The sequence below is a fragment of the Streptomyces aurantiacus genome (assembly GCF_001418335.1).
Classification (GTDB): Bacteria; Actinomycetota; Actinomycetes; order Streptomycetales; family Streptomycetaceae; genus Streptomyces; species Streptomyces aurantiacus.
The window spans coordinates 26,843-37,532 of the sequence record NZ_LIPP01000001.1; the positions used below are offsets into that span (position 1 = coordinate 26,843).

Here is a 10,690-nt window from a genome sequence, read left to right on the forward strand (position 1 = left end):
ACAGCTGCTGGACCAGATCCCGAACAGGTGTGACTTTGGAGCTTAACTTGACTTAGACCTTGTCCATTGTAGGATCGAGATCGACTTTGGTCGGGGCATGAAACTGGCCGAGGAACAGAACTGGTGAGGAATGACGCAGGAGGCGCACGTGACGCAGGGACCGCTTACGACGGAGGCCGGCGCGCCGGTGGCCGACAACCAGAACAGCGAGACCGCGGGCGTCGGCGGCCCCGTCCTCGTCCAGGACCAGCTCCTGCTGGAGAAGCTCGCCCACTTCAACCGCGAGCGCATACCGGAGCGTGTGGTGCACGCCCGTGGCGCCGCCGCCTACGGCACGTTCACGCTCACCCGCGACGTCTCCCGGTGGACGCGTGCCGCGTTCCTCTCCGAGGTCGGCAAGCAGACCGAGACCTTCCTGCGCTTCTCGACCGTGGCCGGCAACCTCGGCTCGGCCGACGCCGTCCGCGATCCGCGCGGCTGGGCGCTGAAGTTCTACACCGAGGACGGCAACTACGACCTCGTCGGCAACAACACCCCGGTGTTCTTCGTCAAGGACGCCATCAAGTTCCCCGACTTCATCCACACGCAGAAGCGCGACCCGTACACCGGCTCGCAGGAAGCCGACAACGTGTGGGACTTCTGGGGCCTTTCGCCCGAGTCCACGCACCAGGTGACCTGGCTCTTCGGCGACCGCGGCATCCCCGCCTCGTACCGCCACATGAACGGGTACGGCTCGCACACCTACCAGTGGAACAACGAGGCCGGCGAGGCCTTCTGGGTCAAGTACCACTTCAAGACCGACCAGGGCATCAGGAACCTGACGACCGAGGAGGCCGTGAAGGTCTCCGGTCTCGACCCCGACTCGCACCAGCGGGACCTGCGTGAGTCGATCGAGCGCGGCGACTTCCCGTCCTGGACCGTGCAGGTGCAGATCATGCCGGTGGCCGACGCGGCCGGGTACCGCTTCAACCCGTTCGACCTCACCAAGGTGTGGCCGCACGAGGACTACCCGCCGATCGAGATCGGCAGGCTGGAGCTCAACCGCAACCCGGAGAACGTCTTCGCCGAGGTCGAGCAGTCCATCTTCAGCCCCGCGAACTTCGTGCCGGGTATCGGGCCCTCGCCCGACAAGATGCTCCAGGGCCGTCTCTTCGCGTACGGCGACGCCCACCGCTACCGCGTCGGCATCAACGCCGCCAACCTGCCGGTGAACCGCCCGCACGCCGCCGAGGCGCGTACCAACTCACGTGACGGCTTCCTGTACGACGGCCGCCACAAGGGTGCCAAGAACTACGAGCCGAACAGCTTCGGCGGACCCGTCCAGACGGACCGGCCGCTCTGGCAGAGCACCCCGGTCACCGGCGCCACCGGCAACCACGAGGCTCCCTCGCACGCCGAGGACAACGACTTCGTACAGGCGGGCGACCTCTACCGCCTGATGTCCGAGGGGGAGAAGGACCGCCTGGTCGACAACCTGGCGGGCTTCATCGCCAAGGTCTCGCGCGACGACATCGCCGAGCGCGCGATCGGCAACTTCCGTCAGGCCGACGGAGACTTCGGCAAGCGGCTGGAGGCCGCGGTCCAGGAACTGCGCGGCTGATACCGGCACTGGATCGCTTGTCGTAGAGAGCGGGCCGGCTCCCCTCGCACTGGGGAGCCGGCCCGCTTGCCTGTGTGCCGCTGCCGCCGCTGCTCAGGCCGGGGCGGGCTGTCGTAGCGGCGCCCAGCAGCGGATGATGTCGCGGACCGAGACGATGCCGACCGGCTCGCCGCGGTCGAGGACGATGAGATGGCGGAAGCCGCCGTGGGCCATGGCCTGAGCGGCCTCCTCCAACGTCCAGGTAGGGGTGGCGAACACCACGTCGTTGGTCGTGTGGGCATGGGCGGGCTCGGTGTCCGGGCTCTGGCCCAGGCCGACGGAGTTGAGGATGTCGCGCTCGGTGAGGATGCCGATCCCGCTGTCGTCGGGATCGAGGACCACGGCCGCGCCGATACGGCGAGCGGACATCAGCGCGGCGGCCTTCCGGAGGGTGTGGGCGGGGCCGATGGTGAGGACCACCGTGCTCATGGCGTCGCGGACGAGCATGGACGGAGCCACCTCCTACGAATCCGTTCGTTAACGGATTCACAAGTTCACAAGTGAGGGTCCCCCCAGAGTCGCAGTTAAAGAGAGGGTCAACAAGAGGGCGCGCGCCGCCTGTTCGGGGCGTGCCCCGCGCCCCAGCGCCCCCGGACGACTCCACCCGCCTCAGTAGCGCTGGTTCAGATACCCCAGCAGTTCGTCGTGGAGGATGCCGTTCGACGCCGCCGCGTTGCCGCTGTGCGGGCCCGGGCGGCCGTCGAGGCCGGTGAAGGAACCGCCCGCCTCGGTCACCACGATCGAGGTCGCCGCCATGTCCCACAGCGACAGCTCGGGCTCCGCGCAGATGTCGACCGAGCCCTCGGCGACCATCATGTACGGCCAGAAGTCGCCGTACGCGCGCGTGCGCCACACCTCGCGGGTCAGGTCCAGGAACCCGTCCAGCAGGCTGCGCTCCTCCCAGCCGCCGAGCGAGGAGTACGCGAACGAGGCGTCCCGCATGCGTGAGACGTCGGAGACCTTCAGCCGGGACGCGGACGACAGGCTGCGGCCGGTGAACGCGCCGTGGCCCTTCGCCGCCCACCAGCGACGGGAGAGCGCGGGTGCGGAGACCACGCCGACGACCGGCTGGTAGCCGCCCTCGACCGCCTCCATCAGCGCGATCAGCGTGGCCCAGACGGGCACCCCGCGTACGTAGTTCTTGGTGCCGTCGATCGGGTCGATCACCCACCGGCGCGGGCCCGTGCCCTCGACCCCGTACTCCTCGCCGAGGATCGCGTCGCGCGGCCGTGCCCGGCCGAGATGCCCGCGGATCAGTTCCTCGGCGGCCTTGTCGGCCTCGCTCACCGGCGTCATGTCCGGCTTGGTCTCGACCTTGAGGTCGAGCGCCTTGAACCGGTCCATCGTCGCGGCGTCGGCGGCGTCCGCCAGGACATGGGCGAGGCGCAGGTCATCGCGATAGTCGGGCATGAGTGAACCGTATCTTCCGAGTCGCTCGGCGGGATACGGGGGGAGAGGCCGGGGTTGTACCGAAACCGCGAGGCACCCCGTCCGTACCGTCCGTACCGCCGCGAACCCTTGACAGTGCCCGTGTGCGCGTCAACTCTGATGCGCAGAGCCGGTCCCCCAGGGAGGCGACGATGCCTGCAGCGCGGGAATCCTTACTGGACGCCGCCTACGCGGCGCTCGGACGCCGTCCGTGGTCCGCCGTGCGGATGGTCGACGTCGCCGCCGTCGCCGGGGTGTCCCGGCAGACCCTCTACAACGAGTTCGGGAGCAAGGAAGGGCTTGCCCGTGCCCTCGTACGGCGGGAGGCCGACGCCTATCTCGCGGGCGTGGAACGGGCTCTGGTGAGCCGTCCCGAACCCCGGGAACGACTGGCCGCGGCGGCGGAGTGGACGGCGTCCGCGGCGCGCGGGAACGCGCTGGTGCGCGCGATGCTCACGGGGTGCTGGGGAGAGCGGCTGCCCTCGCTGACCCTGTCCGCCGTGCCGTCGTCGTCGGCCGTGCCGGCGCAACGGCGGGCCGACGGGCCGCTGCCCTCGCCCGGAGACCTGGTGGCGCTGGTACGGGACCGGGCCGTCGCCTCGCTGGCCGGGCCCGGCGGGTCCAGGTCCGAGGTGGCGGAGCTGGCCCGGGCCTGCGAACTCGCGGTGCGGCTGGGGGTGTCGTGCGTGCTGGCCCCGGTGGGAGAGGGCGGCACGGCGCGGCTGGTCCGGGACTCGCTGGCCACGGTGCGGTCCGTGGTCTGACCGGTCAGTGGCCCGACGCGTCGGTGGACCGACCCGTCAGTGGGACGAGCCCGACAACTGCAGGCCGATGACCCCCACGATCACGAACGAGATCGAGACGATCTTCAGCGTGGACACCAGGTCGTCGAGGAAGATCATGCCGTAGATGGCGGTGCCCGCAGCGCCGATGCCCGTCCACACCGCGTACGCGGGGCCCACGTCGAGCTTCTTCAGGGACAGGGTCAGGAGACCGAAACTGCCCAGCGCGAAGACGCAGAAGGCGACCGTCGGCCAGAGTCTCGTGAAGCCGTGGGAGAGCTTGAGGCAGACGGCGAAACCCGTCTCCAGGAATCCCGCCACGACGACCAGCAGCCACGCCATGTGATGCCCTCCCACGCTCCGTGACTGCTTCGTCTCGCTCGGATCCGACTCGGATCCGGCTTGGTGCGATTATGCCTTTACCGTCGCGGCAGGGATGCAAACAACACAGAGGTCAATTCACGGAGATCAGCCGCACAGAGATCACGGTCACGCGGGGATCACGGTCACGCGGCGATCAGTCACCCTCGCGCCGCTCCCGGGTCGACAGCAGCCGGCGCAGCGAGTAGAGGCGTGCCGGGTCCGCGTGCCCCTCCGCCACCCACGCGTCCAGCGCGCAGTCGGGCTCGTCGTGGCTGCACGCGCGCGGGCAGCCCTCCGTGCCGGGCTCCAGATCGGGGAACGCCTTGATGACCCGTGACGGGTCCACATGGTGCAGACCGAAGGACCGTACGCCCGGGGTGTCGACCACCCAGCCCTCGTCGTCCGGCAGCGGGATCGCGCGCGCCGAGGTCGTGGTGTGCCTGCCGCGGCCTGTGACCGCGTTGACCACGCCCGTGGACCGCCGCCGCTCCCGCGACACGAGCGCGTTGACCAGCGTCGTCTTGCCGACGCCCGAGTGCCCGACGAACGCCGTGATCTTGCCGTCCAGCTGCTTGCGTACGCGGTCCACGGCCTCGCCGCTCTCCAGCTCAGGGCGGCTCGTCACGACGTACGGGACCCCCAGGGCGCCGTACAGCTCCAGGAGTTCGTCGGGGGACGCGAGGTCCGACTTGGTGAGGACGAGGAGCGGGGCGAGGCCGCCGTCGTACGCCGCCACCAGGCAGCGGTCGATCAGGCGGGGGCGCGGCTCCGGGTCGGCGAGGGCCGTGACGATGGCCAGCTGGTCGGCGTTGGCGACGACCACTCGCTCGTACGGGTCGTCGTCGTCGGCCGTGCGGCGCAGGAGCGAGCTCCGCGGCTCGATGCGGACGATCCGGGCGAGGGTGTCCTTCTTGCCGGTCAGGTCGCCGACGATGGCCACCCGGTCGCCGACGACCGCCGCCTTGCGGCCCAGTTCGCGTGCCTTCATGGCGAAGACCACGCGGTCCTCGACGAGGCACGTCAGCCGGCCCCGGTCGACGGTGAGGACCATGCCCTGTGCCGCGTCCTCGTGCTTGGGCCGGATGTTCGTCCGCGGGCGGTTGCCCTTGCGGTTCGGGCGCGAGGGGATGTCGTCCTCGTCGGTGTGCTTGCCGTAACGGCGCATGATCGCGAATCCGCCCGTCAGTTCCCGAGCGTTCCGGTTTCGAGCGTTCCGGTCCCGAGCATTCCGGTCCACAGATCGGGAAAGTCCGGCAGGGTCTTCGCCGTCGTCGCCACGTTCTCGATCCGTACGCCGTCGACCGCGAGGCCGATGATCGCGCCCGCGGTGGCCATGCGGTGGTCGTCGTAGGTGTGGAAGGTCCCGCCGTGCAGCGGGCGCGGGCGGATGCGGAGGCCGTCGGCGGTCTCGGTGACGTCGCCGCCGAGTTCGTTGATCTCCTTGGTGAGGGCGGCAAGGCGGTCCGTCTCGTGCAGCCGCAGATGGGCCACGCCGCGCAGCGTCGAGGGGGAGTCGGCGAGGGCCGCGACCGCCGCGATGCCCGGGGTCAGCTCGCCGACCTCGCCCAGGTCCACGTCGATGCCGTGGACCGAGCCGGAGCCGGTGAACTCAAGCCCCCGGTCCGTCAGCTCGCAGGAACCGCCCATCTCGGTGAAGATCTCGCGCAGCCTGTCACCCGGCTGGGTGGTGCGGGCGGGCCAGTCGGGGACGACGACCGTGCCGCCGGTGACCAGGGCGGCCGCCAGGAACGGCTGGGCGTTCGACAGGTCCGGTTCGATCGTCAGGTCCCGGCCGAGGAGCGCGCCCGGCGTGACCCGCCAGACGTTCGGCTCGCCGCCCGACTCCGGGGTGTCCACCTGGGCGCCGATCGACCGCAGCATGTCGACGGTCATCCGGATGTGCGGCATGGACGGCAGGGTCGAGCCGGTGTGCCGTACCTCCACGCCCTGGTTGAAACGCGGTCCTGACAGCAGCAGCGCCGACACGAACTGCGAGGACGAGGACGCGTCGATCTCCACCGGGCCGCCCTCCAGCGCCCCGCCGCCCTGCACGGTCAGCGGCAGCGCGCCCCGGCCGTCGTCGTCGATCCGGGCACCGAGGGCGCGCAGCCCGTCGATCACGCCGTGCAGCGGGCGCTCGTACGAACGGGGGTCGCCGTCGAAGCGGATGGGGCCGTCGGCGAGTGTGGCGACCGGCGGCAGGAAACGCATCACCGTGCCGGCGTTGCCCACGTCGACCGTGGCCGGGCCGCGCAGCCCCGAGGGGATGACCCGCCATGCCTCGCCGGAGCCGTCGGGGCCCACGCCCTCCTCGATCCCGACGCCCATCGCCCGCAGGGCACCGGCCATCAGGAGGGTGTCGCGTGAGCGCAGCGGGCGGCGGAGCCAGCCGGGCTCGGCGGCGAGGGCGGCGAGGACGAGCGCGCGGTTGGTGACCGACTTGGACCCGGGCACCTGGACCGTCGCGGTGACGGCTCCGCTCGCGTGCGGGGCGGGCCAGAGGGCGGTGTCTGCGGGATTAACGGGCATGCCCTCACTTTAGTGGGGGTTCGCTCCGCTGGGTTCGGCCGGGAACGCGGGTGGTACGTCGACCGCGGGTGCGTCCTGGCCGGTCGCGCCCACGCGGCGGAGCCGCATATCGACACAGCCCCGCGCCCCTGGGTACTCGGCGCTCACAGCGCCAGCAGCCACCTGCCGCCGCCTATCAGGGAGCACAGCGACACCGCGTGGAAGAGGAACAGCCACAGGCCCGCCGGTACGTGCGTCAGCCTCGACAGCTGGTCCGCGTCCGAGTCGCCGGCTCCGCCGCGGCTGCGCTTCGCCTGGAGTTCGAAGGCCGGGCGGACCCCGCCGAGCAGCAGGAACCAGACGACGGCGTACGCGAACGCCGCCTGCACCTGGGGTCCGCACAGCCAGGACACCACCACGAACGTGCCGCCGGTCAGGAGGACCGTGAGTGCGCCGTACGCGTTGCGGATCATCACCAGCACGGCCACGAGCAGCAGCGTGGCCAGCCACAGCAGGGCGGTGATGTGGCCTGCGGCCAGCAGCGCGGCGCCGCCCAGGCCGAGCAGCGGGGGAGCCGTGTAGCCCGCCGTCGCCGTGAGGATCATGCCGAGGCCGGTCGGCTTGCCGCGGCTGACGGTGAGGCCGCTGGTGTCGGAGTGCAGCCGGATGCCGTCGAGGCTGCGGCCCGTGAGCAGCGCGACCAGACCGTGGCCGCCCTCGTGGGCGATGGTGATGGCGTTGCGCGCGAGCCGCCACAGCGGGTGCGGGACGACCACGGCGAGCGCGGCGGCCAGTGTGGCGACGACGACCCATGTGTCGGGGTCGGGCTGGCTCCCGAAGACCTCGTCCCAGAGGGTGGCCAGCGAGGTGGCCGCGGTGCTGTCCATGGTCGGCTTGGGCTCCCTTGGGGGGAATCGACGACGGCTTGCGCGTAACGCAATCCGTGTAACGCAATCCGCGTAACGCAATCGTCGAGTGGCGGTGGTCGGGCGACGGGCGAGCCTGGCAGTCTGGCACGTATGTGCGGACGGTATGCAGCGAGTCGTGGGCCCGAGGATCTCGCAGGAATCTTTGAAATCGAGAAGTGGGAGCCCGAGGAGGCTCTGGACCCCGATTTCAACGTGGCTCCGACCAAGGAGGTCTACGTGGTCCTGGACCGTCCTGTTAAGGACGCACCGGACCCCGGGCCGGTTCGGCAGTTGCGCCGCCTCAAGTGGGGCCTGATCCCCTCCTGGTCGAAGACGCCCGAGGGCGGCGCCCGGATGATCAACGCCCGCGCCGAGACCGTCCACGAGAAGCCCTCGTTCCGGCGGGCCTTCACCTCCCGGCGCTGTGTCATCCCCGCCGACGGCTATTACGAGTGGGTGACCGGCACCGGCGAGCGCGACCTGGAGGTCGAGGGCAAGAAGAAGCGGCCCCGCAAACAGCCGTACTTCGTGCTCCCCGCCGACGGTTCCGTCTTCGCGATGGCCGGGCTGTACGAGTTCTGGCGGGACAAGACCCTGCCCGACGACCACCCGCGGGCCTGGTGGGTGACGTGCTCCGTCATCACCACGGAGGCGGAGACCTCCCCGCTGGCGGTCGCCCCCGAGGAGGGCCCGCGTTCCCTCGCCGACATCCACCCCCGTATGCCGCTCATGCTCACCCCGGACCGTTGGGACGCCTGGCTCGACCCCTCCCGCACGGACGTCGAGGACGTGCGTTCCCTGCTCGCGCCGCCACCGGAGGGGCTGATGCGGGCGTATCCCGTCTCCACGATGGTGAGCAACGTCCGCAACAACGGCCCGGAGCTGTTGAAGGAGCTGGAGGGGCCCGAGGAGGGCACACTCTTCTGATGTGGCTGACGGGACTGGCAGGGCTGACGGGACTGACGGGACGCATGTGACGGAGATCATCGAGACGGTGGAGACGGTAGAGACGGTGGAGACCGACGCGGGCCCGGCCCGTGTCACCTGGCACCGGGCGAAGAAGGCCGAGAGGGCCGAGAGGGCCGAGAAGGCTGAGAAGGCTGAGAAGAAGGCGCGGCTGGTGCTGGCGGTCAGCCATGGCGCCGGCGGCGGGATCGAGGCGCGCGACCTCCGCGCACTCGCCGCCGAACTGCCCGCCCACGGAGTGACCGTGGCCCTCGTCGAACAGCCCTGGCGGGTGGCGGGCAAGAAGCTGGCGCCCGCGCCGAAGACGCTGGACGTGGGGTGGCGGGGCCTGTGGCCGGCGCTCGCGAGGCCCGGGCTCCCCGTCGTCGCGGGTGGCCGCAGCGCCGGAGCCCGCGTCGCCTGCCGTACGGCCGCCGAGCTGGGCGCCCACGCCGTCCTCGCGCTCAGCTTCCCGCTCCACCCGCCGGGCAGGCCGGAGAAGTCCCGCGCAGACGAACTGCTCGGCGCCGGGGTGCCCACGCTCGTCGTCCAGGGCGGCAATGACCCGTTCGGACGCCCCGAGGAGTTCCCGCAGGGCTCGTACGAGCTCGTCGAGGTGCCGTACGGAGATCATGGCTTCGCCGTGCCGAAGCGTGCCCCTGTCGACCAGGACCAGGCCCTGGCGGTCATCACGGCCGGCGTCCTGACGTGGGTTTCGTCACTCGGGTGACCCTGGGAATGCTGAGCCCCGGAGCACTGTTGTGCGGATCAGACAGTACGGAAGGTGTGCTGTGAGACGTCGCACGAGAGGAAGTCCGCCGCATGGGTTCGACCATCTGCCCGAGTCGTGGCAGCACCGCTGACCTGGAGTGGTCGGTGCTGCACGCGGCGAAGACCGCTCCTGTCCGGGCGGCGGGCGGACCAGATCGGCAAGCCGCCGTGACCACCGGTCGTCTATTCTCCGTAGCAGGTGGGACCGGTTTCGGCCCTGCCCAGACTCTGGAGGAGGTGGGTCCGGTCACAGGGACCGACGCAGGGACCGAAAACGGCCAGGCGGAGCAGCCCGAGGACACGGGCAGCAGCGAGTCCACCGCTGAGCGCAACGTGCGCTTCGAGCGGGACGCGCTGGAGTTCCTCGACCAGATGTACTCGGCCGCGCTGCGCATGACGCGGAACCCGGCCGACGCCGAGGACCTGGTGCAGGAGACGTATGCCAAGGCGTACGCGTCCTTCCACCAGTTCCGTGAGGGCACCAACCTCAAGGCGTGGCTGTACAGGATCCTCACGAACACCTTCATCAACTCGTATCGCAAGAAGCAGCGCGAGCCCCAGCGGTCCGCCGCCGAGGAGATCGAGGACTGGCAGCTGGCGCGTGCCGAGTCGCACATGTCGACGGGTCTGCGCTCCGCCGAGTCGCAGGCGCTCGACCACCTGCCCGACTCGGACGTCAAGTCCGCGCTGCAGGCGATCCCCGAGGAATTCCGCATCGCCGTCTATCTCGCCGACGTCGAGGGCTTTGCGTACAAGGAGATCGCGGACATCATGGGGACACCCATCGGTACGGTGATGTCCCGCCTGCACAGGGGTCGCCGTCAGTTGCGCGGCATGCTTGAGGACTACGCCAAGGATCGCGGTCTGGTCCCGGCGGGCGCCGGAGAGTCGGACGGAACGAAAGGCTCGGGCTCATGAGCTGCGGAGAGCCGCACGAGACGGACTGCAGTGAAGTACTCGATCATCTCTACGAGTTCCTCGACCACGAGATGCCCGATGCGGACTGCACCAAGTTCGAGGTGCACTTCGAGGAGTGCTCACCGTGCCTTGAGAAGTACGGCCTGGAGCAGGCGGTGAAGAAGCTCGTCAAGCGCTGCTGTGGTCAGGACGACGTGCCGACCGACCTGCGGGCGAAGGTCATGGGCCGCATCGAGCTGATCCGCTCGGGGCAGGCCGTGCCCGAGCACGAGGGCAGTATCCACGGGGCCGTTGTCCGCGAGGCCGGTGCCCGAGAGGTCACCACCGCGGACGCGCGCGGAGCCGCCGCCGAGGGCTAGAACGCCCCGGATTCCTGCCGGCCGGGACGGGCGCATCCAAGGCTTCCGTCCCCGCCCGCATCTCCCACC

General features: G+C 70.4%; 12 protein-coding genes. 6 read left to right on the forward strand and 6 right to left on the reverse strand.

The genetic code is table 11. From position 1 onward, the window contains the following. The first annotated feature begins 130 nt into the window (after positions 1 to 130). Positions 131 to 1,600 (forward strand): catalase, encoded by a 1,470-nt coding sequence (locus AOK01_RS00130; RefSeq protein ID WP_055507006.1) that lies wholly within the window; start codon positions 131 to 133, stop codon positions 1,598 to 1,600. 93 nt (positions 1,601 to 1,693) lie between these two features. Here AOK01_RS00130 and AOK01_RS00135 read toward each other — a convergent pair whose 3' ends face one another. Further along, positions 1,694 to 2,086 carry a CBS domain-containing protein gene (locus tag AOK01_RS00135; protein WP_055507008.1) on the reverse strand — a complete coding sequence of 131 codons (393 nt, stop codon included), beginning with the start codon at positions 2,084 to 2,086 and terminating at the stop codon, positions 1,694 to 1,696. Positions 2,087 to 2,248: 162 nt separating this feature from the next. After that, the gene (hisN, locus tag AOK01_RS00140) at positions 2,249 to 3,049 is read right to left on the reverse strand and encodes a histidinol-phosphatase (RefSeq protein ID WP_055507010.1); all 801 of its coding nucleotides are present in this window, start codon (positions 3,047 to 3,049) and stop codon (positions 2,249 to 2,251) included. A 170-nt stretch (positions 3,050 to 3,219) separates the two neighbouring features. On the opposite strand from hisN, the gene AOK01_RS00145 reads away from it, so the two are divergent. After that, positions 3,220 to 3,831, forward strand: coding sequence for a TetR/AcrR family transcriptional regulator (locus tag AOK01_RS00145; RefSeq protein WP_055507012.1), 612 nt, complete (start codon positions 3,220 to 3,222; stop codon positions 3,829 to 3,831). 36 nt (positions 3,832 to 3,867) lie between these two features. On the opposite strand, the gene AOK01_RS00150 is transcribed toward AOK01_RS00145, so the two are convergent. The 4 genes from AOK01_RS00150 to AOK01_RS00165 all read right to left on the reverse strand — a co-directional run bounded on the left by AOK01_RS00150 (position 3,868) and on the right by AOK01_RS00165 (position 7,607). After that, positions 3,868 to 4,191 carry a DMT family transporter gene (locus AOK01_RS00150; protein ID WP_055507014.1) on the reverse strand — a complete coding sequence of 108 codons (324 nt, stop codon included), beginning with the start codon at positions 4,189 to 4,191 and terminating at the stop codon, positions 3,868 to 3,870. Between the two features lie 175 nt (positions 4,192 to 4,366). Beyond that, positions 4,367 to 5,377 carry a ribosome small subunit-dependent GTPase A gene (gene rsgA, locus AOK01_RS00155; protein WP_055507016.1) on the reverse strand — a complete coding sequence of 337 codons (1,011 nt, stop codon included), beginning with the start codon at positions 5,375 to 5,377 and terminating at the stop codon, positions 4,367 to 4,369. A gap of 17 nt (positions 5,378 to 5,394) precedes the next feature. Continuing rightward, a complete protein-coding gene (gene aroA, locus AOK01_RS00160; RefSeq protein ID WP_055507018.1) occupies positions 5,395 to 6,741 on the reverse strand; it encodes a 3-phosphoshikimate 1-carboxyvinyltransferase in 1,347 nt (448 codons plus the stop codon). 143 nt (positions 6,742 to 6,884) lie between these two features. Then, on the reverse strand, positions 6,885 to 7,607 hold the full coding sequence (locus tag AOK01_RS00165; protein ID WP_055507020.1) for a M50 family metallopeptidase: 723 nt from the start codon (positions 7,605 to 7,607) through the stop codon (positions 6,885 to 6,887). Between the two features lie 132 nt (positions 7,608 to 7,739). Here AOK01_RS00165 and AOK01_RS00170 point away from each other — a divergent pair, with 132 nt between their 5' ends. The 4 genes from AOK01_RS00170 (at position 7,740) to rsrA (ending at position 10,621) form a co-directional block, all read left to right on the forward strand. After that, entirely contained in the window at positions 7,740 to 8,555 is an 816-nt protein-coding gene (locus AOK01_RS00170) for an SOS response-associated peptidase (protein WP_079103055.1), read from the forward strand. 58 nt (positions 8,556 to 8,613) lie between these two features. Then, positions 8,614 to 9,303 carry an alpha/beta hydrolase family protein gene (locus tag AOK01_RS00175; RefSeq protein WP_425424707.1) on the forward strand — a complete coding sequence of 230 codons (690 nt, stop codon included), beginning with the start codon at positions 8,614 to 8,616 and terminating at the stop codon, positions 9,301 to 9,303. Positions 9,304 to 9,581: 278 nt separating this feature from the next. Next, a complete protein-coding gene (gene sigR, locus AOK01_RS00180) occupies positions 9,582 to 10,262 on the forward strand; it encodes an RNA polymerase sigma factor SigR (RefSeq protein WP_055507026.1) in 681 nt (226 codons plus the stop codon). Further along, positions 10,259 to 10,621: a mycothiol system anti-sigma-R factor gene (rsrA, locus tag AOK01_RS00185; RefSeq protein WP_055507027.1), complete on the forward strand. Its 363-nt coding sequence runs from the start codon at positions 10,259 to 10,261 to the stop codon at positions 10,619 to 10,621. Before sigR ends, rsrA begins: the two co-directional genes overlap by 4 nt. Positions 10,622 to 10,690: the final 69 nt, after the last annotated feature.

Excerpts from the sequence above, each read along its gene's own strand:
- AOK01_RS00130 (WP_055507006.1), top strand. The coding sequence starts at position 131 with ATGACGCAGGAGGCGCACGTGACGCAGGGACCGCTTACGACGGAGGCC.
- AOK01_RS00135 (WP_055507008.1), bottom strand. The coding sequence starts at position 2,086 with ATGCTCGTCCGCGACGCCATGAGCACGGTGGTCCTCACCATCGGCCCC.
- hisN (WP_055507010.1), bottom strand. The coding sequence starts at position 3,049 with ATGCCCGACTATCGCGATGACCTGCGCCTCGCCCATGTCCTGGCGGAC.
- AOK01_RS00145 (WP_055507012.1), top strand. The coding sequence starts at position 3,220 with ATGCCTGCAGCGCGGGAATCCTTACTGGACGCCGCCTACGCGGCGCTC.
- AOK01_RS00150 (WP_055507014.1), bottom strand. The coding sequence starts at position 4,191 with ATGGCGTGGCTGCTGGTCGTCGTGGCGGGATTCCTGGAGACGGGTTTC.
- rsgA (WP_055507016.1), bottom strand. The coding sequence starts at position 5,377 with ATGCGCCGTTACGGCAAGCACACCGACGAGGACGACATCCCCTCGCGC.
- aroA (WP_055507018.1), bottom strand. The coding sequence starts at position 6,741 with ATGCCCGTTAATCCCGCAGACACCGCCCTCTGGCCCGCCCCGCACGCG.
- AOK01_RS00165 (WP_055507020.1), bottom strand. The coding sequence starts at position 7,607 with ATGGACAGCACCGCGGCCACCTCGCTGGCCACCCTCTGGGACGAGGTC.
- AOK01_RS00170 (WP_079103055.1), top strand. The coding sequence starts at position 7,740 with ATGTGCGGACGGTATGCAGCGAGTCGTGGGCCCGAGGATCTCGCAGGA.
- rsrA (WP_055507027.1), top strand. The coding sequence starts at position 10,259 with ATGAGCTGCGGAGAGCCGCACGAGACGGACTGCAGTGAAGTACTCGAT.